The following is a 25923-nucleotide window of genomic DNA, read 5'->3' as shown; positions in this document are numbered from 1 at the left end:
CTGCGCGCCCTGATTCCCTGATCAGGCCAGGCACCTTCGCGTTCTCCCCCTTCGCGCCATCACCCTTCGCCTTCACACGCGCACCCCTCCCCTCGCGCTCCGCCTGCCTTCTGCCCCCAGGAGACCGCACACGATGCGTACGTCAACGCGCGCCCATAAAAAGCATTTTGCACCTTTTGTTCTGATCACCTCGGCAACGCTGCTCCTCACGGCATGCGGTTCCGGTTCGGGTGGCCCCGCCGACGCGGCGGGCGTCGCGGCCCAGGCCGACAAGATCCCGACCACGGACGTGGTGTCCGGTATCGGCAAGGACGCGTCGGCCGCCGGGCTGCTGCCCTCGGGCGTGAAGAGCCTCACCGTCGCCGTCAGCGTCGGCGGAACCCCGCCCGGCACCGCCTATCTGTCCGACGGCAAGACGCTGACCGGCCAGGACGTCGACTTCACCAAGGCCGTGGCGAAGGTACTGGGCATCGAACTGAAGGTGGAGCAGGCGAGCTTCGACGCCATCCTGCCCGCCCTGGACAGCGGCAAGTACGACTTCGGGGCCAGCAACTTCGGCGTCACCGACGAACGCCGCAAGACCGTCGACTTCGTCACCTACGTCAACGACGGGCAGGGCTTCGCCGCCCGCAAGGACAGCAAGCTGTCGAAGGTCACCGACCTGAAGCAGCTGTGCGGCCTGAACGTCGCCACCGGCGCCGGCACGACCTTCGAGGCGACGCTGGAGGAGAACGAGAAGGTCTGCACCGACGCGGGCAAGAAGGCGTACAAGGTGCAGACCTACGCCGAGTCCAGCGCCATCTGGTCCTCGGTCCAGCAGGGGCGCAGCGACGTCGTGATGTCCACCATCAACGGTCTGCGCTACGCCGTCGCCCATCAGCAGGGTCTGAAGTTCCTCAACGAGTACCACCGCCTCGACGTCGGCTTCGCCTTCAAGAAGGGCACGAAGCTGGCGCCGGCCTTCCAGGCGGCGGTGGACAAGCTCATCGCGGACGGCACGTACGAGAAGATCCTGAAGAAGTGGGGGACCACGGGGTCGGCGATCGAGAAGTCGCGGATCTCCCCGCCGGAACTCAAGAACTGAGGAACCGGCGGACAGAACCGAGGGACCAGCGGACCGGGGAACCCGAGGAGCGTGTCACAGCCCGCAGTCGCAGCACGAACAGCATTCGCACACCTCGCAGCACTGACAGGCGTCGCAGCAGTCGCAGCAGCTGCAGTCGCTGCAGCAGCCCTCGCGCTTCTTCCGTGACCACGGGCCCTCGTACTCGTCGGCGCAGCACACCTTGCAGGTGCAGCACAGTCCGATGGCGGCGGCGCACCCCGCCCAGAAACCCCGCCTGTCCGGGCGCGGCGGTTCACCGCCGAAGGGGTTGCCGTACGGGTTTCCCGGCGCCTGGGGGCCCGGCGGCGGCCCGAAGGAAGCCTCGGGGGCGTGCCCGCAGGACCGGGTGCCGAACGCCCGGTCCACCGAGCGGCGCAGTTCGTGCACGAGCAGCAGGTGTGCCAGCTTGCCGTCGTCGAACTCGACCTCGCGCAGGGCGAGCCGGATGCCGTGCAGCGCGTCGTCGGCGAGCCGGCGGGCCTCGTCGAGGGAGGTGCCGGTCGCGGTGAGCGGGTTCCAGGCGCCGGACGCGGCGTCGGACGCGCGGTCCTCCACGGCGTCCAGGAGGTGGGCCAACCGTCCGAAGAGCCGTCCGGCCTCGGCGAGCGGTTCGGCGTTCCCCGGCCGCCCGGCCAGGACGGCGGTGTGCGCGAAGGCCGCGGCGGTCGCGGTCTCGGTCGGCTCGGTGACCGTCAGGATCGGCGTGCCCGGGCCCGCGAGGGCCTCGAGGCCGAGCTGCCGGTCGACGGCGTCGACGAGTACGGCGGTGTCGAAGCCGACGTCCGCGCCGGTACGGGCACCCGCGCGCCCCCAGTTGACGGCGACCCGGCGCGCGGCGAGCGCGACCGGCCGCCGGGCGAGCAGCCCGTCACCGTCGGCGACGTGGTCGCGCACCTTGGCCGAGGCCAGCACCAGCGAGACCGCGGCCGCGAGCCGTGCCCCCTCCCCCCGTGCCACGGAGGCGGTGCGCATCCCGCGCAACGGACACGGCCCGGCCGTACGCCGCAGGCGACCGTCCTGCCGGGTCTGGGCCTCCATCAGAACTGATATCAGCAGTCCGTCATAATTCGTCACTATTCGCGCGAATTGCCCGTGGTCACCGCGCAATGTGAGGCACAGCCCGCACAAATGGGCCATCCACTGGGCCTTGAGGCTTTCTCCGAGCCGGTGGCCGCACGGCCTGACGATTCCGAACACAACGATCCCCCGTGGTGTGATGCGACGTTGAGCTGCGGCATCGTATCGGCCGACGGTAGGTTTGTAGCAGCCGCCGGGCTCACCCATATGCACCACATGTCACCCATACGCCGACGACAATCATATTTCACTCTCAGTCAGCAGCCGTGTAGAGCACGACCCTTGGGGCACACGGGCTCTCGACGGATCCGCTGTGCACCAGTACCGTCACAAACCCCCCGCGCGGCGTCTATCCACTTGGCGCGCCGTCCGCATCATGGATGACCATAGGGATGCGGAAAGCAAGAAGGACCGCTGTGAGAGGAGGCGTCCATGGGATCGGTACGCAAGGCGAGTGCGTGGCTCGGCCTCGTCGACGACAACGATGACGAGCGCTACTACGACGACGAGTACTCCGAGGGGGCTGAGCCCGGGGCCGCCTGGGTCACGGACCCCCGGGTCAAGGTGGCGACGGACGTCGCCGAGGAGAGAGGCCGCCGGATCGGCACGGTGACCCCGGACAGCTTCCGGGACGCGCGCGCCATCGGCGAGCTGTTCCGGGAGGGTGTCCCGGTGATCATGAACCTCACGGCCATGGAGCCCGCCGACGCCAAGCGCGTGGTCGACTTCGCGGCCGGACTCATCTTCGGTCTGCGCGGCTCGATCGACCGGGTGTCCAACCGGGTGTTCCTGCTGACGCCGGCCGACACCGAGATCATCAGCGGCGAGGCCGGGACCCACCGTTCGGACGGCTTCTTCAACCAGAGCTGAGGCAGGGCCGCTCCCCGGCCCTGCCCCGTTCCCGGGGTCAGCGGAAGGCGTCGAGCCCGGTGAGCGCCTTGCCCAGCACCAGCTGGTGCATCTCGACGGTGCCCTCGTAGGTGAGCACCGACTCGAGGTTGGTCGCGTGCCGCATCACGGGATATTCGAGCGAGATCCCGTTGGCACCGAGGATCGTCCGCGCCGTACGGCAGATGTCGATGGCCTCACGGACGTTGTTGAGCTTGCCGAAGCTGACCTGCTCGGGACGCAGGCGGCCGGCGTCCATGCGCCGCCCCAGATGGTGCGCGAGCAGAATCCCCTTGTGCAGTTCGACCGCCATGTCGGCGAGTTTGGCCTGGGTGAGCTGGAAGCCTCCGATGGGCCGCCCGAACTGCTCCCGTGACTTCGCGTAGTCGACGGCGGACTCGAAACAGGACCGCGCCGCGCCCATCGCACCCCAGACGATGCCGTAGCGGGCGTGCGAGAGACAGCTGAGCGGGCCCTTGAGGCCGACGACCGCCGGCAGCACGGCGTCGGCGGGCAGGCGTACGTCGTCGAGGACGAGCTCACTCGTGACACTGGCCCGCAGGGACCACTTGTGCTTGATCTCGGGCGCCGAGAAGCCCGGGACGTCGGTGGGCACCACGAATCCGCGGATCCCCTCGTCCGTCCGCGCCCACACCACGGCCACCCCGGCGACCGAGCCGTTGGTGATCCACATCTTCCGGCCGTTCAGCAGCCAGTCCCCGCCGTCCCGCTTGGCGTACGTCCGCATGGACGCGGGGTCGGAGCCGTGGTCGGGCTCGGTGAGCCCGAAGCAGCCGATCACCTCGCCGGCCGCCATGCCGGGCAGCCACTGCTGCTTCTGCTCCTCGCTGCCGAAGCGGTGGATGGCGTACATGGCGAGCGACCCCTGTACGGAGACTAGGGAACGGATTCCCGAGTCGGCGGCCTCGAGCTCCAGACACGCCAGTCCGTACTGCACGGCGCTCGCCCCGGCACACCCGTACCCGGTGAGCGACATGCCGAGCGCTCCGATGCCGCCGAGCTCCCGGGCCAGCTCCCGGACACCGGGCAGCTCGCCCTTCTCGTACCACTCGGCGACGTACGGCAGCACACGGTCGGCGGCCCAGTCCCGCACGGTCCGGCGGACGGCCAGGTCCTCGGGTTCCAGCAGATCGTCGATGCCGAGGGGGTCGGCCGGGTCGAACGGGGGCAACTTCGAGGACATGGACCCTCCGGTAAAACTAGCACCGCTAGTCAGCTTTCGCCCCGACGTTACGACGTGCGGCCCGGCCCGTCCACCCCACACTCTCCCACCCACGCACCGCCCGTGTTACATGGGTGGAAGACCAAGGCGTCAAGCGGACACGCGGGACCTCTCCGGCTCACGCGGCGCGGGCACCTCGCCGCCACCCCCCTCGCACTGCATCACCCGCGGCAATCGCAACGCCATCACCGCCCCGAGCAGCAACAACCCCGCGCTCACCAGCAGGGTGACATGCAGCCCGTGCACGAACGAATCCCGCGCCGCACGGCGCAGCGCACCCCCCACTCCCCCGCCCAGCTGCGCAGCAACCTCGTACGCCTCCCCCAGCGAGTGCCCCGCCGAGGCCCGCGCCGCCTCCGGCACCCCCGGGACGGACGCCGGCCCGGGCGCGTACGCCGCGTTCATCACGCTGCCGAGCAGCGCGATCCCGATCCCGGCCCCCAGTTGGTACGAGGTCTCCCCGATCGCCGCCGCGCCACCCGCCTGCTCGGCCGGCGCCTCGCTCAGCATCGACTCGTACGCCCCGAACAGCGTCGTCTCGAGGCCGAAGCCCAGCAGCACGAAACCGAGCAGCAGCAGCCCGGCGTCGTCGCGCCCGCCCATCCCGGTGAGCGCCAGCACGGCCGCGGCCGTGAGGCAGAACCCGAAGCACACCATGCGGCGCGGCCCGAACCGCCGCAGCATCCGCGCCCCCGCCAGCCCGGCGGCCATCGCCGCGACGGTCAGCGGCAGCAGTCTGAGGCCGGTGCCGAGCGGTGACAGCCCCAGCACCAGCTGCAGGTACTGCGCCGCGATCAGCTCCAGCCCCACCAGCGCGAGCATCGCCAGCACGATGCACGCCACCGCCGTACTGAACGCGGGCCGCGCGAACATCCGCAGGTCCACCAGCGGGTACGGCCGCCGTCGCTGACGCCGTACGAAGAGGAACAGCAGCACCGCGCCCACCACCAGCGGCGCCAGCGTGAACACGTCGGCCACCGGCTCCCGGCCCCCGAGCCGCTTCACCCCCAGCACCACACCGAACAGCCCGGCCGCCGCCATCAGCGCGCCGACCACGTCCCAGGGGCCGTCCCGTCCGCCCGTCGACTCGGGCAGCAGGATCCGTCCGACCGGCAGGCTGACCAGCATCAGCGGGATGTTCACCAGGAACACCGAGCCCCACCAGAAGTGCTCGAGCAGGAAACCGCCGAGCAGCGGCCCCACCGCGGCCCCCACCGCGGCCACCGCGCTCCAGACGCCGATCGCCAGCGCCCGCTCCCGCCGGTCGGGGAAGACCTGGCGGAGGATGGACAGGGTGGCCGGCATGATCATCGCGCCGCCGACGCCGAGCAGCGCCCGGGCGAGGATCAGCACCTGCACGCTCGGCGCGAAGGCCGCGACACCGGAGGCGACGCCGAACAGCGCGTACCCGAGCAGCAGGATCCGCCGGCGGCCGACGCGGTCGCCGAGCGTGCCGAAGAGAATCAGCAGTGAGGCGCAGACGAGCGGGTACACGTCGACGATCCAGAGCAGTGCGATGCCGCCCGGCCTCAGGTCCTCGGTGACGGCGGGCACCGCCACGTGCAGCACGGTCGCGTCGACGGCGACCAGGAGCAGGCTGACGCAGAGGACGACGAGGACGACCCAGCGGTTGGCACCGGCCCCGGCCGCCCGACGGCGCAGCGCGGACGCGGCCGTGGTCGTCCCGGACATGTACGTACCTCCAAGATCCCCTCGGGTTCGGCGGGCTCGCGGGGTTGGGGAGGCCCCGCGACTTCGGCCGGAGGAGCGGTGGGATCTCCGGCCCGCGCATACGAACGCGAGTGACTCGTCAGCGTACGCGAGTTCGTTCCGCTCAGGCGTGGCGGAGCTCTCACACTGTTCACAGAAACGTGTGGTGTACGCCACTTCTCCTTCTCTTGATCACGCCTCGGTGAGGATTCCGGTTCCATGCCCCGTCGATGCCCGGTCGATAATCGAGCCCGTGACCGATCTTGCGACACGCGTGGCACCACCCCGCGTCACGGCCCTGCGGCGGGCGGCCCCTGCCCTCCTCGGGTACGCCGCCGTCCGCGCCCTGGGCCTGCTCGTCCTCGTGGTGTGGAGCGCGGCCCGCGGCAAGAGCGCGTACACGCTGCTGACGGCCCGCTGGGACGCGCTCTGGTACACGAGGGTCGCCGAACTCGGGTACGGCTACGAGGTACGCCTGCCGAACGGCGACGTCCACTCCAACCTGGCCTTCTTCCCGCTGCTGCCCTGGCTGGAACGACTGCTGCACGCGCTGACACCGCTGTCGTACGCCGACGCCGGTTTCGTCGTCAGCCTGTGCGCCTCGCTCGCCGCCGCCTGGGGGATCTTCGCGGTGACGGACCACGGGTACGGCCGGCGCGCGGGGGTCTGCGCGGTGCTGCTGTGGGCGGCGCTGCCGGTCGGGATCGTGCAGTCGATGGCGTACAGCGAGTCGCTGTTCACCGCCCTCGCGGCCTGGTCGCTGTACGCCTTGCTGACCGGCCGGTGCGTGATCGCGGGCGGGCTGGCCGCGCTGGCCGGACTGACGCGGCCGGTGGGACTCGCGGTGGTCGCGGCGGTGTGGACGGCCTGCGTGGTCTCTTTCGTGCGAGACCGGAGCGCGGACGCCGCATCCGGCGCACGGACTACCGGGAGCGCGCCCGGATCGATGGACGGCGCACCCGTGGCACCGCGCGCCCCTCGGCCCACCACCGGCGCATCCGTCCTGCCCCGCGCCCTCGGCATGCTCCTCGCCCCCCTCGGCGCCGCCGCCTACGTCCTCTGGGTCGGCCACCGCACCGGCAAGGGCCCGCTCGGCTATCTCGACGTCCAAGCCGGCTGGCGCAACGGCTTCGACGGCGGATACGCCTTCGCACGCTTCGTGGCCGACAAGTTCACGTCATTCCCGTCGGCCCTGGCCGGGGTGGGACTGATCGTCGGGGTGGCCCTGGTGATCTGGCTGTACGTGATCGGCGTACGGCAGCGACAGCCGCTTCCCCTGCTGGTGTACACGGGTGTCGTCGTGACGCTCGCCCTGTGCGCGTCGAGCTACTTCGGCTCCAAGCCGCGCCTGTTGCTGCCGGCCTTCCCGCTGTTGCTGCCCCTCGCCCTGGCCCTCGCCCGGCTGCGCGCATCACGATTCGCCCTGGTCACAGGCCTGTTGACGGTGGTCGCGGCGGTGTACGGGGCGTTCTGGCTGAACGGCTCCGGTCCTCCTTGATCCATCCGGCCGGGCCGATGAGCACCCGGAGAATTCCACCCCATCCCCCGGTGAACGAATTCATAAGTGCCATATAAGTAACACCCGGCATGATCAAAGGAATTGCGAGTGACAGCCGGAGAGGATTGTCGAATCCTCGTAATTAGCGGCCCTCCTGAGAGGTTTCCCACATCACATCGTCATCACAAAGCCGCTGATTCGATCGGGTTGAGAGCTCACTCGCTGTAACGTCGATTGGGTGCGTACCGAACGAAACCTCACCCGTCGTCTGGACCGGGTGTTCGCCAGACTGGACCGGGAGCCGGAACGGCCGACCCACATCGATGTGCCGAGGATGAGCCGGCACCGGGTCGTGCTGTTCTCGGCGACCCTGGCCTTCTACCTGGCGATCGTGTGGGCCGTGGTGACCACCTCCTGGCTGGTCCGGCTCGACTGGCAGGTCATGTTCTTCCGGCCGTACCAGCAGTGGGCGGGCATCCACTGGTTCGTCGACTACTACGTGGTGCTCGGCCAGCGTGGCCCCACCGCCGTGATGGTCGCGGCCTGGCTGGGCTGGCGCTCCTGGCGGCAGCACACGCTCCGCCCGCTGGTGACCCTCGGCGCCTCGCTGCTGCTGCTGAACATCACGGTCGGCGCCGCCAAGTACGGCATGGGCCGTCTCGGACCGCACTACGCGACCGTCATCGGCTCCAACGAGATGGGCATGGGCGGCGATATATTTCCCAGCGGCCACACCGCCAACGCGGTGGTGACCTGGGGAATCCTGGCGTACCTGGCCTCCACCCCGAGGGCCCGCCGCTGGCTGTCCGCGGTGTCGGCCGTGACCTCGCTCGGCGTCGGGATGGCCACTGTCTATCTCGGTACGCACTGGCTGAGCGACGTACTGCTCGGCTGGGCCGCGGGGCTGCTGATCCTGCTCGCGCTGCCGTGGTGCGAGCCACTGATCGCCCGGGCCGAGGTCGCCCTGCTCGACCTGCGCGACCGTCTGCGCGCCCGTCGCCGCGACCGCCGCGACCGCACCGCGCCCGCACCGGTTCCGGTCAGCCCGGTGGTGCTCAAGCCGCGCGCCGTCCCCGCCGAGGAGATGGCACCGGCCCGCGAGCCGGTCTCCTCGCTCCACACGCCCAGGGCATCGGGGCACCGGACGCCGAACCCCCACGCCGCCCGTTCCGAACGCACCCCGGTCAGCCCGGCGGTCAGCCGCCGCCCGCCGCACCCGGAGCGCGTCCCGCGCGGCGCGGCCCCGGCGGCCCGTCCCGTGACGGGCGGCTGACCGTCACCGACACGGCGGGGGCCGGTACGCACAACCCACCCCCGCAGGGCGAAGGCCCCGGTTTCCGTCCGCGGGAACCGGGGCCTTTGTCGTGCTTTCCGGATGGTCAGCCCTTCCAGGCGCGAGCCACCCGGCCGTCGCGCACCTCGAAGTTCAGCCGGCCCGACCGGTACTCCATGGTGATGATCGCGCCGGGCGGCAGCGACCGCACCGTCGACCACCCCCTCTCCCGGGCGAGCCGCTCGGCTCGCGTCGCGTCGAGACCGACGTACCCTTCCGGACTGTCCTGGGGCTCCGCTGACGGAGTGGGAATCGGTGCCATACGGCCACGCTAGCCGGGCGTTCCTTCCCCGTCACACTTCTGTCACAGGCCCACGACACTCGTTTCGGCCGGACTTTGTCACACGTACGTGGGTTTCCGTACGGCTTACCGGGGTATTCGAACGTAATTCTTGCCTTCGGGTCGTCCGGTCGAATAGCCGGGCGGAAAGCACCCCTGCATTCGGAATCCGTGCGCCGCCGCACAAGCTGACACAGCATAAGAAAATTCACCGATCCGGCACAGAATCCTCGCGCCGGGGAAGCTCTCCGAGAGCGCGCGAGAGCCGGTCGCGGGCCGTCCTGATCGCCTCGGTGAGCTCGGCGGGCTCCAGCACCTCGAAGTCGAAACCGAGCATCATCACGTGCACCACCATCACGTCCAGACTCGCGGCACCGGCGCGCAGGATGCAGGCGTCCGCCCCGTCGGGTTCCAGCGTCCCGGCGGACGGAGAGACCCGCTCGGTCGCCTGCGCCAGAGGGACCAGCAGCCGGACGGCGGCGTGCGAGGCGTACGCGCGCGTGGAGACCCCGCGGGAGACGTAGGCCGCGAGGTCCTCGGCGGGCGGCTCGCGCGGGGTGAAGCGGGGTCCGTGGGGCGGCCTCGGCGTGATGCGGTCGACACGGAAGGTCCGCCAGTCGGCGCGGTCCAGGTCCCAGGCGACCAGGTACCAGCGGCGTTCGGTGCACACCAGGCGGTGCGGTTCGACGGTACGGTGGCCCGGGGTGCCGTCGTGAGCGCGGTATTCGAAGCGGAGCCGCTCGGCGTCGCGGCACAGGTTGGCCAGCTCGGTCAGGACGGCCGGGTCGACGGCGGAGGCCTGCGGTCCGCGCAGCATGGGCACGGTGAAGGCGTTGAGGGCGCCCACCCGGCGGCGCAGCCGGTTCGGCAGCACCTGCTCCAGTTTGGCGAGGGCCCGTACGGAGGTCTCGCCGATGCCCTCGATGCCCTGCCCGGCGGCGGTCCGCAGCCCTACGGCGACGGCGACCGCCTCGTCGTCGTCCAGGAGCAGCGGCGGCAATGCGGCCCCCGCCCCGAGCTGGTAGCCGCCGCCGGTGCCGGGGCTGGCGTTGACGGGGTAGCCCAGCTCGCGCAGCCGGTCCACGTCCCGGCGGACCGTGCGCGGGGTGACGCCCAGGCGGTCGGCCAGTTCGGCGCCCGACCATTCGCGGTGGGCCTGGAGCAGCGAGAGCAGGCGCAGCAGGCGTGCCGAGGTCTCCAACATGGGGCCGAGTGTGCCAGCCGACGCGGACAGCCACTGTCCTCATGGGAACTCGTGAGGAGCTCATGAGGACAGTGGCTCGGCGCGGACGGGCGCGGCTCAGATCGTCAGGTGCTGACCGGGCACGATCAGGTTGGGGTCACCGCCGATGACGGCCTCGTTGGCGGCGTAGATCCGCTGCCAGGTGGTCCCGTGCCGGGCGGCGATCTTACTGAGTGTGTCGCCCTCGCGGACGGTGTAGTTCCCGTGCGACGCGCTGCGGGTCGAGCTGCGGTTGCTGTGGCTCGTCGAACGCTGCGGCGCCTGCGACGGCTTCGACGGTGCGGACTTCGTGACGGCCGACCCCTCGGTCGTCGACTTCGTCGTGGCCGCGGTGCCGGAGGAGGCCGCCGCCGGCGCGGCTCCGTAGGCCCCGGCCCGGGCCGAACAGACCGGCCAGGCGCCCCAGCCCTGGGCGCCCTGGACCTTGGTGGCGACGGCGATCTGCTGCTCCCTGGAGGCCTGGTCGGCGGTCGGCGCGTAGGCCGAGCCTCCGTAGGCGCGCCAGGTCGAGGCGGAGAACTGGAGTCCGCCGTAGTAGCCGTTGCCGGTGTTGATGTGCCAGTTGCCGCCGCTCTCGCACTGGGCGATGCGGTCCCACACTCCGTTGTCCGCCGCGTCTGCGTTGCCGGTCGCCGCCAGCAGTCCGAGCGGGGCGAGCAGCGCCGCCCCGGCGAGGGCCGCCGTCGTACGGCCCTTGCGGGCGCTGTCCTTGCGAGCGGTGCTACGGGTGGTATCGGCACAATCGGACATGTAATTCCCTCTCCACGGACCCGGGGTCCCCCCGAGCGGGGCACGTTCCCGCGCATGGACGCGGTTCACGCGCTCCGCCCCGTCCGCCGTGGCCGATGCCGTGGTGGTGCCTGTTCGGCGCGGCCGGCGGACGTTCCCGAGCGGTGCAAGTTGCACACGGCCGAGGAATGTAAGGAGCCCTGCCAGTCGGTATCAACCAACTCCCCGTTGTCGCAGGCCAGTTCACGGTTACCGTGAGTATCAGCGATTTTGAGTCACCCACTTCATTCGCCGATTTCCTGATTTGTCGACCACCGTCGCGGACGATCTGTGACCCACTTCACCGAATCAAGTTCCTTGACAAGGTGCCGAGTTGACGGCGAGTAGGCAGTTGCGCACCTGCTGTGACCGTGTGCGGTGGTTGGTTCGATTCCGTTCTCCTCGGGGCGTGACTCCCGCCACAGATCGCCCGTTGTCTTCTTCATGAGCCCGGAGCCCCGGGGCTCATGGGCCGGGAGCCACCCGGCCGACCCAGCACCGCATCCCGAGGGAGCCACCCGTGCCGCGCATGCTCGACGTCAGCGACGCCGTACGCGCCGAGATCGGCGACGAAGAAGCCGACCGGCTGCTCGCCGGAGAGAACGCCCCGGGCAGTTACGACTGCACGTCCTGCCGCACCCCGGGCGACTCCGAGCAGGAGCGCACCAGCACCGTTCTGTTCGTCGGCGAGGAGACCGCCGTCCTCGCCTTCGCCCATGCCAGTTGCCTGCCCTCGCAGGTCGTCCAGGTCACCGAGGAGCAACTGCAGGGCGCCGTCCGCTCCATCAGCGGCGACGCCCACGGCTCCGGCAGCCGGCCGGAGGAGGTGGTGCCCGAGCAGGCCGTGCTCGGGGTGACCAGCGGGCTCGTGCTGATCGCCGGGGAGCTGCACCCGGCGCTCGTCGTGGAGCCGACCGCGCCGATCGTCCGCCCGGGCGCCACCGGAACCGGCGACGACTTCCTCCCGCTGCTCATCGAGCAGGGGTTCATGCCGGTCACCGAACTGGGCTCGGTGCCACCGGTGCTGCACGGGTGGTCGGTGCTCCTGGCCGTCGGCCAGCTGCACGCGGTGCTCCAGCCGGGCGCGGGCGGCCAGCCGGTCGCCTGGTGGCAGGCGCACCAGCCGCTGCAGGTCACGGAAGGGTGGCGGGCCGCCGCCAACAAGCTGCAGCAGGTGCTGATGTTCGCGGCGCCGGTCGGTTCGATCGGGCGCCAGCCCCGGGAGGACCTGCTGCGGGACGCGCTGGACAAGGCGGCGGCCAACGGGAAGCTGGTCGCGGCCGCGCTGCCGCTCGCCGGGACCTGAGCGCATGCGCACGGAGCGCCCCCAGCCGCATCTCCGAGGGCTCAGGGTCGTTTGGACATACGTGCACGCATACGACGTTCCTCCCCGCCGCCCGCCATACTCCCCCATTCCGGCCGCCCGGTCGGGGCAGGATGCGCCCGGCAGGCCATCGGCCACGCCGATCTACGACACGCTCTACGCGGAGTGGGTCAGGACCTTCCGGACACTGCCGGGCGACCGAACCGGTGAGGAGGACTTCGGGTTCACCGCGTTCGGGAACACCCCGCACGGCACCGGCACCGGGTCGTACGGCTCCACCTCGTACAGCCCGTACAGCACGGGCGCGTACAACGCCCGCCACGTCTCCGGGCAGCAGCAGCCGTCCCCCTGGCACCGGATCGGGCCGCTCGGACGGCAGCACGACACCGGCATGCACCACGTCCCGGCGGCGCTGCCCCCCGGCCCGCGCCGGGGGGTCTGACGTACGAGAGGCTGCCGCATCACGCCTCCCGGCGTGATGCGGCAGCCTCTGCTGCTGCTACTTCTTCTTCGCGCCGCGCTTCTCGCGCACCCGCACCGAGATGTGGATCGGCGTGCCCTCGAAGCCGAACTCCTCGCGCAGCCGCCGCTCGATGAAGCGCCGGTAGCCCGCCTCGATGAATCCGGAGGCGAAGAGCACGAACCGCGGCGGCTTGGTGCCGGCCTGGGTGCCGAAGAGGATGCGCGGCTGCTTGCCGCCCCGGACCGGGTGCGGGTGGGCGGAGACCAGCTCACCGAGGAAGGCGTTGAGCCGTCCGGTCGGGACCCGGGTCTCCCAGCCGGCCAGGGCCGTCTCGATCGCCGGGACCAGCTTCTCCATGTGCCGGCCGGTGCGCGCGGAGACGTTGACCCGCGGCGCCCAGGCGACCTGGCCGAGCTCGGTCTCGATCTCCCGCTCGAGGTAGTAGCGGCGCTCCTCGTCGAGGGTGTCCCACTTGTTGAAGGCGAGCACCACCGCACGGCCCGCCTCGACCGCCATGGTGACGATGCGCTGGTCCTGGACGGAGATGTTCTCGGACGCGTCGATCAGGATGACCGCGACCTCGGCCTTCTCCACGGCGGCCGCGGTGCGCAGGGAGGCGTAGTAGTCGGCGCCCTGCTGGAGGTGGACGCGCTTGCGGATGCCGGCCGTGTCGACGAACTTCCAGGTCACGCCGCCGAGTTCGATCAGCTCGTCGACCGGGTCACGGGTGGTGCCCGCGAGTTCGTTGACGACGACGCGTTCCTCGCCCGCGACCTTGTTGAGCAGCGAGGACTTGCCGACGTTCGGGCGGCCGATCAGCGCGATACGGCGCGGGCCGCCCACGGCGGCGCCGAAGGTCTGCTCGGGCGCCTCGGGCAGCGCCTCCAGGACGGCGTCCAGCATGTCCCCGGTGCCGCGGCCGTGCAGGGCGGAGACGGGGTGCGGTTCGCCGAGGCCCAGGGACCACAGGTACGCCGCGTCGGCCTCGCCGCTCGGGCCGTCGACCTTGTTGGCGCACAGCACCACGGGCTTGCCGGCCTTGCGCAGCAGCCGGACGACCGCCTCGTCGGTGTCGGTCGCGCCCACCTTGGCGTCGACGACGAACACGACCGCGTCGGCCGCCTCGATCGCGTACTCGGCCTGGGCGGCGACGGAGGCGTCGATGCCGAGGACGTCCTGCTCCCAGCCGCCGGTGTCGACGACCTTGAAGCGGCGGCCCGACCACTCGGCCTCGTAGGTGACCCGGTCGCGGGTGACGCCCGGCTTGTCCTCGACGACGGCCTCGCGGCGGCCGATGATCCGGTTCACCAGAGTCGACTTGCCGACATTGGGGCGTCCGACGACGGCGAGCACGGGCAGCGGGCCGTGACCCGCCGCCTCGATGGCGCCCTCGACGTCCGCGAGGTCGAAGCCCTCCTCCGCCGCGAGCTCCATGAACTCCGCGTACTCGGCGTCGCCGAGCGCCCCGTGCTCGTACTCGTGCTCGGCCGAGCCGTCGGGCTGGATCTGGTCGTTCATGAAGTCCGTACCTCGTCGTTCATTCGTGGTGATCGGTGGATCGCCCGGTTCCTCCCGGCTGATCCACTACTCAAGTGTGGCCTGGGCCTGTCCGGCGGATCAGGTCGGAGAAAATCAACGGTATCCGACTAGTGCCGCTGAGCGGGGCCTGGTGCGTCCAGCCGCAAGGCGGAGGAGGGAGTCGACGCGGAGCGTCGGCGACCGACGACAACGCCGCGGATGGGCGTGCCAGGCCCCGCGTCTCCGACATGATCCACCGGGCAGGCCCTAACGGCCGGTCAGCCGCCTGGCGTTTTCCAGGTGCGCGGTGAGCTGCTTCTGGATGCGCTCGGTCGCCTCGTCCAGCGCCTTGCGTGTGCGCCGCCCGCTGCCGTCGCCCGCCTCGAACGGGTCACCGAAGACGACGTCGACACGGGAACGCAAGGGGGGCAGCCCCTTTACCAACCGTCCGCGCCGCTCGGTGCTTCCCAGCACCGCGACCGGCACGATCGGCGCCCCGCTGCGCACCGCGAAGTACGCCAGCCCGGCGCGCAGTGAGGCGAAGTCGCCCTCGCCCCGGGTGCCCTCCGGGAAGATGCCCAGTACTCCGCCGCTCTCCAGCACGCCGAGCGCCTGTGTGATGGCCGTGCGGTCGGTGGTCTCGCGGTCCACCTTGAGCTGGCCGATGCCCCGCAGGAAGGGGTCGAGCGGGCCGACGAACGCCTCCTTCTTGATCAGGAAGTGCGTCGGCCGGGGTGCCACCCCCATGACCATCGGGCCGTCGATGTTGTGGGAGTGGTTGACGGCCAGGACGACCGGGCCGGTCGCGGGCATCCGCCAGGCGCCGAGCACACGGGGCTTCCACAGCCCGTACATCAGGCCGACGCCGATACGCCGCCCGACCTCGGCGCCCTTCGGGGAAGGAACGGACGGCTGGGTCACTTCCCCGCCCGCTTCTCCTCGACCAGGGTGACGACGCACTCGATGACCTGGGCGAGGGTGAGTTCGGTGGTGTCCACCTCGACCGCGTCGTCCGCCTTGGCGAGCGGGGAGGTCTTGCGGCTGGAGTCGGCCGCGTCCCGCTTGATCAGCGCCTCACGGGTGGCGTGGACGTCCGCGCCCTTCAGCTCGCCGCTGCGGCGGGCCGCACGGGCCTCCGGGGAGGCCGTGAGGAAGATCTTCAGGTCGGCGTCCGGCAGCACGGTCGTACCGATGTCCCGGCCCTCGACGACGATGCCTGTCTCGGCGGAGGCGGCCAGTGAGCGCTGCAGCTCGGTGATCCGGGCGCGCACCTCGGGCACCGCGCTGACCGCGCTCACCTTGGACGAGACCTCCTGGGTGCGGATCGGGCCGGCCACGTCCACGCCGTCGACCGAGATCGTCGGGTTGGCCGGGTCGGTGCCCGAGATGATCTCCGGCTTGCCCGCCACCGCGGCGATCGCCGACGGGTCGTCCAGGTCTATGCCGTTGTTCACCATCCACCAGGTGATCGCCCGGTACTGGGCACCGGTGTCCAGGTAGCTCAGACCGAGCTGCGCGGCCACGGCCTTCGACGTGCTCGACTTGCCCGTGCCGGCGGGGCCGTCGATGGCGACAATCACGGGCTGGGCGGCGCCGTTTTCCACGGGGGGACACCTTCCTGGTGCGGCTGGCGGGGGTGCGCGGGACGCGATGCGCCCCGCACAAGGTTACTGGGTTCGGGTGACCCGAGTGGACGGCCGCCTCCCGGCACCGGCCCGCACCCGCCCTACTGCCGCAGGGCCCACCCTCGCTCCCGCAGCGCGGTGGCCAGCGGCCCGGCCGCCTTCGGCTCCACGATGAGCTGCACGAGACCGGCCTGCTGACCCGTCGCGTGCTCGATGCGCACGTCCTCGACGTTGATCCCGGCCCGTCCCGCGTCCGCGAAGATGCGGGCCAGCTGGCCGGGCTGGTCGTCGATGAGCACCGCCACGGTCTCGTAGACCCGCGGGGCGGAGCCGTGCTTGCCGGGCACCCGGACCTGGCCCGCGTTGCCGCGCCTCAGCACGTCCTCGATCTCCGCGGTGCCCTCGCGCCGCTTGGCCTCGTCCGAGGACTGCAGGGCGCGCAGGGCCCGCACCGTCTCCTCGAGGTCGGCCGCGACATCGGTGAGCAGGTCGGCGACCGGCCCGGGGTTCGCGGACAGGATGTCGATCCACATCCGGGGGTCGGAGGCGGCGATCCGGGTCACGTCCCGGATGCCCTGCCCACACAGCCGTACGGCCGCCTCCTCCGCGTGCTCCAGACGGGCCGCGACCATGCTGGAGACCAGGTGGGGCATGTGGGACACGAGGGCCACCGCGCGGTCGTGGGCGTCGGCGTCCATCACCACCGGCACCGCCCGGCAGTGCGAGACCAGCTCCAGGGCGAGGTTCAGCACCTCGGTGTCCGTGTCCCGGTTGGGCGTCAGCACCCAGGGGCGGCCCTCGAAGAGATCGCCGGTCGCGGCGAGCGGACCGGACTTCTCACGTCCCGACATGGGGTGGGTGCCGATGTATGCGGACAGGTCCAGGCCGAGTGCCTCCAGCTCACGGCGCGGGCCGCCCTTGACGCTGGCCACGTCGACGTACCCGCGGGCCAGGCCGCGGCGCATGGCGTCGGCGAGGACGCCCGCGACGTACGCGGGCGGGGCGGCGACGATCGCGAGGTCGACCGGACCGGAGGGGGCCTCGTCGGTGCCGGCGCCCAGCGCGGCGGCCGTACGGGCCTGTTCGGGATCGTGGTCGGCGAGGTGCACGACGACGCCCCGCCGGGCCAGGGCGAGCGCCGCGGACGTGCCGATGAGCCCGCTGCCGATGACGAGCGCGCTCCTCACTGGGCGATGTCCTTGCGCAGGGCGGCGGCGCCGCCGAGGTAGACATGGGCGATGTCGGCGCGGGGCCGGTCCGACTCGATGTGCGCGAGCACGCGGACGACACGCGGCATGGCGCCCTCGACGTCCAGCTCCTGCGCGCAGATCAACGGCACGTCGAGGATGCCGAGCCCCCGGGCGGCGGCCGCCGGGAAGTCGCTGTGCAGGTCGGGCGTGGCCGTGAACCAGATGCTGATCAGGTCGTCGGCGGTCAGCCCGTTCCGCTCCAGGATGGCGGTGAGCAGGGCTCCCACCTGCTCGTCCATGTGCCCGGCCTCGTCCTTCTCCAGCTGGACGGCCCCCCGGACCGCTCGTACCGCCACGGCGCTGCTCCTCGCTGACGTGCGTCCTGCTTCTCCGCCGTCCAGCGTAGTCAGGCCGCGCGGGCCCGGCGTCCGGCGCCCGCCCCCTGAGACGGGAGGCCGACGCGCTGACGGTCGTCGCCGTATTGCTTCGTCCCGGACGGGTTCGATGCCAAGATGCCGCTATGTCCGACTTCTTTCCCGTAGGTTCGGAGTGATCACATGACGCACGGCGCGACGCGGCGCACGGTTCTGGCGACGGGCGCGGGGGCGCTGGCCGCGGGATGCGTGGGGTGTGGCGGAAACAACAGCGGCGGAAGCGGCAGCGGAACCAGCAGCAGCGGTTCCGGTAGCCGGGAGCTGGCTAGCACCGGCGACATTCCCGAGGGCGGCGGAAAGGTGTTCGCGGACCAGAAGGTCGTGGTCACCCAGCCGAAGAAGGGCGAGTTCAAGGCCTTCTCCGCGATCTGCACCCATCAGGGCTGCACGGTGAACCAGGTGGTGGACGGCAAGATCGACTGCCCCTGCCACGGCAGCCAGTTCGAGATCGCCGACGGTTCGGTGGCCCGGGGTCCGGCCGCCAAGCCGCTGCCCGCCAAGGACATCACGGTGGACGGAAAATCCATCCGGCTGGCGTGAGGAGCCGCGTACGCTCCCGGGCATGCACCCCGAGGACCTGGTACGCGACCACACGATCTACTCCTGCGTGATGGGGTCGCGTGCCTTCGGTCTGGCGACGGAGGGCAGTGACACCGACCGCAGGGGCGTCTTCCTCGCCCCCACTCCCCTGTTCTGGCGGTTCGACAAGCCGCCGACGCATGTGGACGGTCCCGGCGAGGAGCGGTTCAGCTGGGAGCTGGAACGCTTCTGCGAGCTGGCGTTGCGGGCGAACCCCAACGTCCTGGAGTGCCTGCACTCGCCCCTGGTGGAGCACGTCGACGCCACCGGCCGCGAACTGCTGTCCCTGCGCCGGGCGTTCCTCTCCCGCCGGGTCCACGCGTCGTTCACCCGGTACGCCCTGGGGCAGCGCGGGAAGCTCGAAGCCGACGTCCGCACCCATGGCGCCCCGCGCTGGAAGCACGCGATGCATTTGCTGCGGCTGCTGACGAGCGCACTCGACCTGCTGCGCACCGGCGAGCTGACGATCGACGTCGGCGACCGCCGCGCGGAGCTGCTCGCGGTGAAGCGGGGCGAGGTGCCCTGGCCGGAGATCGAGGCCCGGATGGCCCGCCTGGCCGCGCAGACGGACGCGTGGACGCACCGCACCCCGCTGCCGGCCGAGCCGGACCGCCGCCGGGTGGAGGACTTCCTGGTCCGCGCCCGCCGCGCCTCAGCCGTCGAGGCGGACGCGGACCACGAAGTCGTGCAGGGCGTCGTACGCGGTGGGAGCGTCGGGCAGCACTGAGGCGGCCTGGGCCTCGTCGAGCACCACGTGCAGTCTCTCGATGTCGGCGGCCACGCGCGCGTGGTCCACCTCGGCTCTGCCGTGCTCCCGCTCCGCCTTCGCCGCGATCAGGTCGGGCAGGTACGCGGGCGCGTCCGGGCAGATGCCGAGCAGGGTCGGCAGATGGGCCTGCACCTCGCCGCTGCGCATCAGGTGGACGCCGGTGAGCAGGACCCGGAAGGTGTAGAGCAGCGGCTTGAGCTCGCCGGTCTTCTGGAACAGCCGCCACTGCGTCGCCGCGAACCCGCGGTAGTGGTGGGCGTGGTGACCGGTCAGCACCCCGGGCGCGAGCGCGGCCAGCTCCCGGTGGGCGTCGGTGGTGTGCACGACCAGGGGCGACAGCAGCTGCTCCAGCACATAGCCGTTGCGGCGCAGCATCAGCCGTACGAACTTGCGCAGATCGTGGGTGACGAGGTCCATCTCGACGCCGTACCGCACCCAGATCCGGGACCGGGTCTCCTCCGGCTCCCGCAGCCCGACCAGGTCCGCGGCGGGTAGCAGATGCACGCCGCGCAGGTCCAGGTCGGAGTCCTGCGAGGGGAAACCGTACAGGTGCGCGCCGGAGACCGTGGCGAACAGCAGGGGGTCGGGCTGCTCGGCTATGACGGGCGTCAGGTCCATGTCGAGATCGTCGATCATGGCCTAAGCGTCCCAGAGCGCTCCCAGCTCCAGAAGATCCACCCGGTACTCGATCCGCTCCGCCCACTCGGCAGGCCAGGCGTCCGCACCGAGGTACGCGCCCGCGAAGGCCCCGGTGAGGCAGGCGATCGAATCGGAGTCGCCGGAGCTGCAGGCGGCGCGGCGCAGGGCGGTGATCGGCTCCTCCGGGAAGAGCAGGAAGCACAGCAGGCCGGTGGCCAGCGCCTCCTCCGCGATCCAGCCCTCCCCGGTCGCCAGACACGGATCGGTTTCCGGCGAGACCGTGGCCAAGGCGTCCTGGAGCCGGTCAAGGACCGCCAGGCACTCGTCCCAGCCGCGCGTGATGAAGTGCTCGGGGGTCGGGTCCTGCGAGTGGGCCCACAGGTCGCCGAGCCAGGTGTGGTCGTAGCGCGTGCGGTTCCGTTCGCCGTACTCCCGCAGCGCCGCCACGAGACCCTGGGGCTCGGTCCCTTCCGCCAGCAGCCGCACGGCGTGCGCGGTGAGGTCGGAGGCGGCCAGGGCGGTCGGATGCCCGTGGGTCAGCGCGGACTGCAGTTGTGCGGCCCCCGCGCGCTGTTCGTCACTCAGCCCGGGGGCGAGCCCCACGGGCGCGACCCGCATGTTGGCCCCGCATCCCTTCGACCCGACCTGACTCGCCTCCTGCCACCGCCGCCCTTCTTCCTTCAGCAGGTTGCAGGCGGTCAGGCAGGTGCGCCCGGGGGCGCGGTTGTTGTCCGGCGACTGGTACCAGTCCACGAACTCCGCACGGACCGGGCGTTCCAGCCGCTTCGGTGCGAGGAAGCCCCGCTCCATCGCGGTCCTCAGCCCTCGCCCCAGCGCCAGCGTCATCTGGGTGTCGTCGGTGACGAAGGCCCGCGTCGGCAGTTGCATCTCCCGCCAGGGCCCGCACTTGGCGAGGATCGAGGGCACGTCGTTGAACTCGGTGGGAAAACCGAGCGCGTCGCCGAGAGCGAGACCGATCAGCGCCCCCGTCGCGGGTCGCTTCCCCGTGCTGATGGCCATGTCCACGTCCTCCCCCGTCGCGCGGTACGCCACAGACCCTGAGGCCCGCCCTAGAGGTCGACCTCCTGCATCAGCATGCCGACCTCGGTGTTGGACAGGCGGCGCAGCCAGCCGGACTTCTGGTCGCCCAGGGTGATGGGGCCGAAGGCGGTGCGGACCAGCTTGTCGACGGGGAAGCCGGCCTCGGCGAGCATGCGGCGGACGATGTGCTTGCGGCCCTCGTGCAGGGTGACCTCGACGAGGTAGTTCTTGCCGGTCTGCTCGACGACGCGGAAGTGGTCCGCGCGGGCGTAGCCGTCCTCGAGCTGGATGCCGTCCTTGAGGCGCTTGCCCAGGTCGCGCGGGATCGGGCCGACGATGTGCGCGAGGTAGGTCTTCTTCACCCCGTACTTGGGGTGGGTCAGCCGGTGCGCCAGCTCCCCGTGGTTGGTGAGCAGGATGACGCCCTCGGTCTCCGTGTCCAGGCGGCCCACGTGGAACAGGCGCGTCTCACGGTTGGTGACGTAGTCGCCGAGGCACTGGCGGCCCTCCGGGTCCTCCATCGTGGAGACGACACCGGCGGGCTTGTTCAGGGAGAAGAACTGGTACGACTGGGTCGCCACCGTCAGGCCGTCGACCTTGACCTCGTCCTTCTCCGGGTCGACCCGCTTGCCCTGCTCGGTGACGATCTCGCCGTTCACCTCGACGCGGGCCTGGTCGATCAGCTCCTCGCAGGCGCGCCGGGAGCCGTAGCCCGCGCGCGCGAGGACCTTCTGCAGCCGTTCGCCCTCCTGCTCGGCGCCCGGGAAGGTCTTGGGCAGCTTGATGTCCTTCTTGCCCGCGTACCGCTCGCGGTTGCGCTCCTCGGTCCGGGTCTCGTACTCGCGTGAGCGGGCCGGAGCCGTACGGCCGCCCTTCTGGGGCTGCTTGGGGCCGCCCTTGGGGCCACCGCGGGCGGCGCCGCCCCGCCCGGACTTGGGGCCGTCCTGGGAGGCGCCGGGGCCCACGTCGTAGCGGCGCTCCTCGGGGCGTGGCTTGCGGGGACGGCCCTGCCCCTGCCGCTCGTCCCTGTTGTTGCCGGCGCCGCGGTGGTTCCCGCGTCCGCTGTTCCTGCCGCTGCCGCTGCCGCTGCTTCGCATCAAAGTTCCGTCGTCGTCGTGTTCGTCGTTGGACCGTCGTCCGGGTCCGGGGCGTCCGGATCGAACGACGGCACGGCTTCCTGGGTCTCGGCCTCGATCGCCTCCGCCTCCGGGAGGAAGGGCGCGAGCTCCGGGAGCTCGTCCAGGCCGCGCAGGCCCATCCGCTCCAGGAAGTAGTTCGTCGTCCTGTACAGGATCGCACCTGTTTCGGGTTCCGTGCCCGCCTCCTCGACCAGACCGCGCTGCAGCAGGGTCCGCATCACGCCGTCGCAGTTCACTCCGCGCACGGCCGAGACCCGGCTGCGGCTGACCGGCTGGCGGTAGGCGACCACCGCCAGGGTCTCCAGTGCGGCCTGGGTGAGGCGGGCCTGCTGGCCGTCCAGGACGAAGCCCTCGACGGCGGGCGCGTACTCGGGGCGGGAGTAGAAGCGCCAGCCGCCCGCGATCAGGCGCAGCTCGAAGCCGCGGCCCTGCACGGTGTACTCGTCGGCCAGCTCCCGCAGCGCGTCCGCGATCTGCCGCCGGGGCCGCTGGAGTATCTTCGCCAGGTGTTCCTCGGTCGCGGGCTCGTCCACGACCATGAGGACGGCCTCCAGGGCGGGCTTGAGCTCGAGGTCGGCGACCGTGCGCAGCCCCGTGGGGAGATCGGTGGTGTCCTCGCTCACGTCTTCTTCTCCTCCTTGGGCTCCTCCGGGGGCCGGTCGAACTCGTCCGTGACCATCGGGGCGGCGTCCCCGTCCCCGCCGGTCCAGCGCACGATCAGCTCGCCGAGTGCGGAATCCTGGTCCAGGGCGACGGCCTTCTCCCGGTACAGCTCCAGCAGCGCGAGGAAGCGGGCGACGACGGTGAGCGTGTCGTCGGTGTCCTCGACGAGCGTGCGGAAGCTGGCCTCGCCGAGCTCCTTGAGCCGCCCCACCACGATGCCGGCCTGCTCCTGCACGGATACCAGCGGCGCGTGGATGTGGTCGACGTACACCTGAGGCTTGGGCCTGGGCTGCATCGCCTTGACGGCCAGCCTGGCGAAGCCTTCCGCGCCGATGCTGATGACGACCTCGGGGAGGAGTTCGGCGTGGTGGGGTTCGAGTCCCACGGTACGGGGGTAGCGCCGGGCCTCTTCGTCCAGCCGCCGGTTGAAGATGTCGGCGATCTGCTTGTACGCCCTGTACTGCAGCAGCCGCGCGAACAGCAGGTCCCTCGCCTCGAGCAGCGCCAGGTCGGCCTCGTCCTCGACCTCGGCGGCGGGCAGCAGCCGGGCCGCCTTCAGATCCAGCAGTGTGGCCGCGACGACCAGGAACTCGGTCGTCTGGTCCAGGTCCCAGTCCGGGCCCATCGCCCGGATGTGCGCCATGAACTCGTCGGTGACCTTGGAGAGGGCGACCTCGGTGACGTCCAGCTTGTGCTTCGAGATCAACTGGAGCAACAGGTCGAAAGGCCCCTCGAAGTTGGCAAGCCGGACCTTGAACACGCCGTCAGCCGCCACCGGTTCGGTTTCGGCAACGGGCCCGGGCCCGGGCTGCGCCCCGACCATGCCTCCGGAGCCCGCTCCCGCCCCGTCACCGTCCACCACCCCGGCGGGGAGCGTGAGCCCGGCCCCCGCCCGGGACCCGCTGTCAGCGCCGCCTACCGGCGCCTCCGGCTCAGCGTACGAACCCGGGTCGACCCGCGGCTCGACACGCGGCGAACCCGCAACCGGCACCGACTCCGCGGGCGCCCCGCGCTCGGAATCCGCCCCGGCATGCCGCGAACCCGCGCCCGGCACCGGCTCCGCACCGGCAGCCTTCGACTCCGTGAGCGCGTCACGCTCGGGGCCCGTCTCAGGCTCCGGCTCGACGCGCGGAGCGCCCGGTCCGCGCCCGAGGGCACGCCTGCGGCCGGCGCGTGCGCCGGAGGCGGGGACGTCGTTCGAGGTCATGGCCGTCGCAGGCTATCGTTTCCGGCCCGCGGAGCCGACCACCACCCACCGGCACCGCCGCGACCCGTAGGTGCCCGCATCACCACCGCGGCGCAACGCCCGCGTCCAAGGAGCAGCCTGCCCGCGGGAGTCGGCCCAACGGGCCGCGCCGCCCAGGCGGTCACCACACCGGGAACTCATCCCGGCCACTCCGAGTCTTCGTCGCGGGCATCAACCGTCATGGCCCTCCCCCCCGAGCCCCCCCGGGCCGGCTCTCCGGCGTTCGGCCCCGCGGCCCAGCGGCATCGCGGCCGGCGGAAACGCGGCCTAGCGGCCCCGCAACCGCCGTACCAGGATGCTCGCCTCGCCCCGGGACTCGAGGTCGGCCAGTACCACGGCCACCGCCTCCCGGACGATGCGGCCGCGGTCCACCGCCAGCCCGTGCTCGCCGCGGAGCACGAGGCGGGCGTGCTCCAGGTCCATCAGCTCCTCGGCGGAGACGTAGACCGTGATCTTCTCGTCGTGCCGTTCACGCCCGCTGGGCCGGCGCGCGGCGGCGCGGCCCCGCTTGCGCGGCTGCGCGGCGGCGGCAGAACCGTCCTGCGCCGCCGTACGGGCACGCGCGGAGCGCTCGCGGGACTCGCCGGCCTCGGCCGGTTCCGTCTCGACCGCCGCCACGTGCTCCGCACCGTCGCCGTCACCGCTCTGCACGGGGACGGCCTGCGGCGCGTCCTCCGCCGCGGCGGCCGGGTCGCTCTCCCCGGCGGGAGCCGGCACCCGGGCCTCGCCACCGCCCGCCTGGCGCCGGGGAGTGGACGCCTGCAGCCCCATCCCCCCTGTCGTACGGAACAGTTCGTCGGCCCCGGGCAGACTCACTCGGCGTGACACCGGGCGAGCACCTCCCTGGCGAGCTGGCGGTAGGCGGCGGCACCGACGGAGTTGGAGGCGTACGTGGTGATCGGCTCACCGGCGACCGTGGTCTCCGGGAAGCGGACCGTGCGGCCGATGACCGTGTGGTAGACGTGGTCGTCGAACGCCTCGACCACACGGGCCAGCACCTCACGGCTGTGGACCGTGCGCGAGTCGTACATGGTGGCGAGGATCCCGTCGAGCTCCAGCTCCGGGTTGAGCCGTTCCTGGACCTTCTCGATGGTCTCGGTCAGCAGGGCGACACCGCGGAGGGCGAAGAACTCGCACTCCAGGGGGACGATCACCTTGTGCGCGGCCGTCAGCGCGTTGACGGTGAGCAGGCCGAGCGAGGGCTGACAGTCGATCACGATGTAGTCGTAGTCGGGCAGCAGCGGCTTCAGCGCCCGCTGCAGCGTCGACTCGCGCGCGACCTCGGAGACCAGCTGGACCTCGGCGGCGGACAGGTCGATGTTGCTGGGCAGCAGGTCCATGTTGGGGACCGCCGTCTTCAGGAGCACCTCGTCCGCGGACATGCCCCGCTCCATGAGCAGGTTGTAGACGGTGAGGTCGAGCTCCATCGGGTTGACACCGAGACCGACCGACAGCGCGCCCTGTGGGTCGAAGTCGACGAGCAGTACCCGCCGGCCGTACTCCGCGAGCGCGGCACCCAGGTTGATGGTCGACGTCGTCTTGCCGACGCCGCCCTTCTGGTTGCACATCGCGATGATCTTCGCGGGGCCGTGGTCGGTCAGCGGGCCCGGGATCGGGAAGTACGGCAGCGGGCGTCCGGTCGGACCGACGCGCTCACGGCGCTGTCTGGCCGCGTCCGGCGCGAGCGTGGCCGCGTACTCGGGATCGGGCTCGTACTCGGCGTCGGGGTCGTAGAAGTGCCCTTCGGGCAGTTCGTCGTAGTCGGCGAAGTGGTTGCGGGGCGCGCCACTTCCGTCGCCGGCCATGGCGTTCACGTGATGGCCATCCATGCTCTGGTGTGCTGACAGAGCCGTGTGAGGGCTGCTCTGGCTCTGGTGGGCTGCGAAGGTTCGGACAGCGACGGAGCCGACAGCCTCGAGCCCCGTGGAGCCCTGACCCCGCGCAGGCATTCCTGGTTGACCACCCCCGGGAGAAAATGTCGACTCATTCACAAGTCGTCTTACCTCCTTGGTGACCAGGAAACTTCTAGACAGGTCAGCGTGGCACCATGCCGACGGTTGGCGACTCTATGGCGTGTCGGCGGTCCGCAGCAACACAATCCGCCGGACCCGGCAGGATGTGTCGGCAATGAAACATCCCGCTGTCAAG

26 protein-coding genes are annotated in these 25923 nt (G+C 71.3%); 8 read left to right on the top strand and 18 right to left on the bottom strand.

Annotated elements, in window-relative coordinates:
• Positions 1–133: 133 nt before the first annotated feature.
• Positions 134–1084, top strand: a complete 951-nt coding sequence (locus tag ACFYZQ_RS16765) for an ABC transporter substrate-binding protein (RefSeq protein WP_389147532.1) — start codon at positions 134–136, stop codon at positions 1082–1084.
• Positions 1085–1138: 54 nt separating this feature from the next.
• Here the strand turns inward: ACFYZQ_RS16765 and ACFYZQ_RS16760 are convergent, their stop codons facing one another.
• A complete protein-coding gene (locus ACFYZQ_RS16760; RefSeq protein WP_389147530.1) occupies positions 1139–2302 on the bottom strand; it encodes a DUF5685 family protein in 1164 nt (387 codons plus the stop codon).
• 312 nt (positions 2303–2614) lie between these two features.
• Here ACFYZQ_RS16760 and ACFYZQ_RS16755 point away from each other — a divergent pair, with 312 nt between their 5' ends.
• Positions 2615–3052 (top strand): cell division protein SepF, encoded by a 438-nt coding sequence (locus ACFYZQ_RS16755; RefSeq protein WP_389147527.1) that lies wholly within the window; start codon positions 2615–2617, stop codon positions 3050–3052.
• A 37-nt stretch (positions 3053–3089) separates the two neighbouring features.
• Here the strand turns inward: ACFYZQ_RS16755 and ACFYZQ_RS16750 are convergent, their stop codons facing one another.
• Together ACFYZQ_RS16750 and ACFYZQ_RS16745 are read right to left on the bottom strand one after the other, a co-directional pair.
• On the bottom strand, positions 3090–4274 hold the full coding sequence (locus tag ACFYZQ_RS16750; protein ID WP_389147525.1) for an acyl-CoA dehydrogenase family protein: 1185 nt from the start codon (positions 4272–4274) through the stop codon (positions 3090–3092).
• Positions 4275–4403: 129 nt separating this feature from the next.
• Complete coding sequence (locus ACFYZQ_RS16745) at positions 4404–6005, bottom strand: MFS transporter (protein WP_389147522.1); 1602 nt, start codon at positions 6003–6005, stop codon at positions 4404–4406.
• Positions 6006–6276: 271 nt separating this feature from the next.
• On the opposite strand from ACFYZQ_RS16745, the gene ACFYZQ_RS16740 reads away from it, so the two are divergent.
• The gene (locus ACFYZQ_RS16740; RefSeq protein ID WP_389147519.1) at positions 6277–7521 is read left to right on the top strand and encodes a hypothetical protein; all 1245 of its coding nucleotides are present in this window, start codon (positions 6277–6279) and stop codon (positions 7519–7521) included.
• A 238-nt stretch (positions 7522–7759) separates the two neighbouring features.
• Positions 7760–8794 (top strand): phosphatase PAP2 family protein, encoded by a 1035-nt coding sequence (locus ACFYZQ_RS16735; protein WP_389147516.1) that lies wholly within the window; start codon positions 7760–7762, stop codon positions 8792–8794.
• Between the two features lie 106 nt (positions 8795–8900).
• Here ACFYZQ_RS16735 and ACFYZQ_RS16730 read toward each other — a convergent pair whose 3' ends face one another.
• From ACFYZQ_RS16730 to ACFYZQ_RS16720, 3 genes are all read right to left on the bottom strand, one after another.
• Positions 8901–9116: an I78 family peptidase inhibitor gene (locus ACFYZQ_RS16730; protein WP_389147513.1), complete on the bottom strand. Its 216-nt coding sequence runs from the start codon at positions 9114–9116 to the stop codon at positions 8901–8903.
• A 226-nt stretch (positions 9117–9342) separates the two neighbouring features.
• The gene (locus ACFYZQ_RS16725; protein ID WP_389147510.1) at positions 9343–10338 is read right to left on the bottom strand and encodes a helix-turn-helix transcriptional regulator; all 996 of its coding nucleotides are present in this window, start codon (positions 10336–10338) and stop codon (positions 9343–9345) included.
• A gap of 96 nt (positions 10339–10434) precedes the next feature.
• On the bottom strand, positions 10435–11127 hold the full coding sequence (locus ACFYZQ_RS16720; RefSeq protein ID WP_389147507.1) for a transglycosylase family protein: 693 nt from the start codon (positions 11125–11127) through the stop codon (positions 10435–10437).
• 538 nt (positions 11128–11665) lie between these two features.
• Here ACFYZQ_RS16720 and ACFYZQ_RS16715 point away from each other — a divergent pair.
• A complete protein-coding gene (locus ACFYZQ_RS16715) occupies positions 11666–12451 on the top strand; it encodes a hypothetical protein (RefSeq protein ID WP_389147505.1) in 786 nt (261 codons plus the stop codon).
• 61 nt (positions 12452–12512) lie between these two features.
• Positions 12513–12911, top strand: coding sequence for a hypothetical protein (locus tag ACFYZQ_RS16710; protein ID WP_389147502.1), 399 nt, complete (start codon positions 12513–12515; stop codon positions 12909–12911).
• 57 nt (positions 12912–12968) lie between these two features.
• Here the strand turns inward: ACFYZQ_RS16710 and der are convergent, their stop codons facing one another.
• From der to aroH, 5 genes are all read right to left on the bottom strand, one after another.
• Positions 12969–14450, bottom strand: a complete 1482-nt coding sequence (gene der, locus ACFYZQ_RS16705; RefSeq protein WP_389147499.1) for a ribosome biogenesis GTPase Der — start codon at positions 14448–14450, stop codon at positions 12969–12971.
• Positions 14451–14717: 267 nt separating this feature from the next.
• Complete coding sequence (locus ACFYZQ_RS16700) at positions 14718–15305, bottom strand: lysophospholipid acyltransferase family protein (RefSeq protein ID WP_389148456.1); 588 nt, start codon at positions 15303–15305, stop codon at positions 14718–14720.
• A 62-nt stretch (positions 15306–15367) separates the two neighbouring features.
• Positions 15368–16054 (bottom strand): (d)CMP kinase, encoded by a 687-nt coding sequence (gene cmk / locus ACFYZQ_RS16695; RefSeq protein WP_389147496.1) that lies wholly within the window; start codon positions 16052–16054, stop codon positions 15368–15370.
• 122 nt (positions 16055–16176) lie between these two features.
• Positions 16177–17262: a prephenate dehydrogenase gene (locus ACFYZQ_RS16690; protein ID WP_389147493.1), complete on the bottom strand. Its 1086-nt coding sequence runs from the start codon at positions 17260–17262 to the stop codon at positions 16177–16179.
• Positions 17259–17621 carry a chorismate mutase gene (gene aroH, locus ACFYZQ_RS16685; RefSeq protein WP_389147490.1) on the bottom strand — a complete coding sequence of 121 codons (363 nt, stop codon included), beginning with the start codon at positions 17619–17621 and terminating at the stop codon, positions 17259–17261. Before aroH ends, ACFYZQ_RS16690 begins: the two co-directional genes overlap by 4 nt.
• A 201-nt stretch (positions 17622–17822) precedes the next feature.
• Between aroH and ACFYZQ_RS16680 the strand changes: the two genes are divergently transcribed.
• Positions 17823–18239, top strand: a complete 417-nt coding sequence (locus tag ACFYZQ_RS16680) for a Rieske (2Fe-2S) protein (RefSeq protein WP_389147487.1) — start codon at positions 17823–17825, stop codon at positions 18237–18239.
• Between the two features lie 22 nt (positions 18240–18261).
• On the top strand, positions 18262–19005 hold the full coding sequence (locus ACFYZQ_RS16675; RefSeq protein ID WP_389147484.1) for a DNA polymerase beta superfamily protein: 744 nt from the start codon (positions 18262–18264) through the stop codon (positions 19003–19005).
• Here the strand turns inward: ACFYZQ_RS16675 and ACFYZQ_RS16670 are convergent.
• The 7 genes from ACFYZQ_RS16670 to ACFYZQ_RS16640 form a co-directional block, all read right to left on the bottom strand.
• Positions 18931–19683: a DNA polymerase beta superfamily protein gene (locus tag ACFYZQ_RS16670; RefSeq protein WP_389147481.1), complete on the bottom strand. Its 753-nt coding sequence runs from the start codon at positions 19681–19683 to the stop codon at positions 18931–18933. The genes ACFYZQ_RS16675 and ACFYZQ_RS16670 overlap by 75 nt on opposite strands.
• 3 nt (positions 19684–19686) lie before the next feature.
• Positions 19687–20706 (bottom strand): ADP-ribosylglycohydrolase family protein, encoded by a 1020-nt coding sequence (locus tag ACFYZQ_RS16665; protein ID WP_389147478.1) that lies wholly within the window; start codon positions 20704–20706, stop codon positions 19687–19689.
• Positions 20707–20756: 50 nt separating this feature from the next.
• Positions 20757–21824: a pseudouridine synthase gene (locus ACFYZQ_RS16660; RefSeq protein WP_389147475.1), complete on the bottom strand. Its 1068-nt coding sequence runs from the start codon at positions 21822–21824 to the stop codon at positions 20757–20759.
• Positions 21824–22489 (bottom strand): SMC-Scp complex subunit ScpB, encoded by a 666-nt coding sequence (gene scpB, locus ACFYZQ_RS16655; protein WP_389147473.1) that lies wholly within the window; start codon positions 22487–22489, stop codon positions 21824–21826. The genes ACFYZQ_RS16660 and scpB overlap by 1 nt, the downstream gene beginning before the upstream one ends.
• The gene (locus ACFYZQ_RS16650) at positions 22486–23736 is read right to left on the bottom strand and encodes a segregation and condensation protein A (RefSeq protein WP_389147470.1); all 1251 of its coding nucleotides are present in this window, start codon (positions 23734–23736) and stop codon (positions 22486–22488) included. Before ACFYZQ_RS16650 ends, scpB begins: the two co-directional genes overlap by 4 nt.
• Positions 23737–24042: 306 nt before the next feature.
• Positions 24043–24603 (bottom strand): hypothetical protein, encoded by a 561-nt coding sequence (locus ACFYZQ_RS16645; protein ID WP_389147468.1) that lies wholly within the window; start codon positions 24601–24603, stop codon positions 24043–24045.
• Positions 24588–25724: a ParA family protein gene (locus tag ACFYZQ_RS16640; protein WP_389147465.1), complete on the bottom strand. Its 1137-nt coding sequence runs from the start codon at positions 25722–25724 to the stop codon at positions 24588–24590. Before ACFYZQ_RS16640 ends, ACFYZQ_RS16645 begins: the two co-directional genes overlap by 16 nt.
• Positions 25725–25923: the final 199 nt, after the last annotated feature.

It is taken from the genome of Streptomyces sp. NPDC001843, from assembly GCF_042891955.1.
GTDB lineage: Bacteria > Actinomycetota > Actinomycetes > Streptomycetales > Streptomycetaceae > Streptomyces.
The sequence above is the reverse complement of the archived record's forward strand: the minus strand, read 5'-3'. Positions and strand labels throughout refer to the sequence as shown.

Bases quoted from the DNA above. Each gene is read 5' to 3' on its own strand.
- ACFYZQ_RS16765 (WP_389147532.1), top strand. From the start codon at position 134: ATGCGTACGTCAACGCGCGCCCATAAAAAGCATTTTGCACCTTTTGTT.
- ACFYZQ_RS16755 (WP_389147527.1), top strand. From the start codon at position 2,615: ATGGGATCGGTACGCAAGGCGAGTGCGTGGCTCGGCCTCGTCGACGAC.
- ACFYZQ_RS16750 (WP_389147525.1), bottom strand. From the start codon at position 4,274: ATGTCCTCGAAGTTGCCCCCGTTCGACCCGGCCGACCCCCTCGGCATC.
- ACFYZQ_RS16745 (WP_389147522.1), bottom strand. From the start codon at position 6,005: ATGTCCGGGACGACCACGGCCGCGTCCGCGCTGCGCCGTCGGGCGGCC.
- ACFYZQ_RS16730 (WP_389147513.1), bottom strand. From the start codon at position 9,116: ATGGCACCGATTCCCACTCCGTCAGCGGAGCCCCAGGACAGTCCGGAA.
- ACFYZQ_RS16725 (WP_389147510.1), bottom strand. From the start codon at position 10,338: ATGTTGGAGACCTCGGCACGCCTGCTGCGCCTGCTCTCGCTGCTCCAG.
- ACFYZQ_RS16720 (WP_389147507.1), bottom strand. From the start codon at position 11,127: ATGTCCGATTGTGCCGATACCACCCGTAGCACCGCTCGCAAGGACAGC.
- der (WP_389147499.1), bottom strand. From the start codon at position 14,450: ATGAACGACCAGATCCAGCCCGACGGCTCGGCCGAGCACGAGTACGAG.
- ACFYZQ_RS16700 (WP_389148456.1), bottom strand. From the start codon at position 15,305: ATGTACGGGCTGTGGAAGCCCCGTGTGCTCGGCGCCTGGCGGATGCCC.
- ACFYZQ_RS16680 (WP_389147487.1), top strand. From the start codon at position 17,823: ATGACGCACGGCGCGACGCGGCGCACGGTTCTGGCGACGGGCGCGGGG.
- ACFYZQ_RS16675 (WP_389147484.1), top strand. From the start codon at position 18,262: ATGCACCCCGAGGACCTGGTACGCGACCACACGATCTACTCCTGCGTG.
- ACFYZQ_RS16670 (WP_389147481.1), bottom strand. From the start codon at position 19,683: ATGATCGACGATCTCGACATGGACCTGACGCCCGTCATAGCCGAGCAG.
- ACFYZQ_RS16665 (WP_389147478.1), bottom strand. From the start codon at position 20,706: ATGGCCATCAGCACGGGGAAGCGACCCGCGACGGGGGCGCTGATCGGT.
- ACFYZQ_RS16660 (WP_389147475.1), bottom strand. From the start codon at position 21,824: ATGCGAAGCAGCGGCAGCGGCAGCGGCAGGAACAGCGGACGCGGGAAC.
- ACFYZQ_RS16650 (WP_389147470.1), bottom strand. From the start codon at position 23,736: ATGACCTCGAACGACGTCCCCGCCTCCGGCGCACGCGCCGGCCGCAGG.
- ACFYZQ_RS16640 (WP_389147465.1), bottom strand. From the start codon at position 25,724: ATGCCTGCGCGGGGTCAGGGCTCCACGGGGCTCGAGGCTGTCGGCTCC.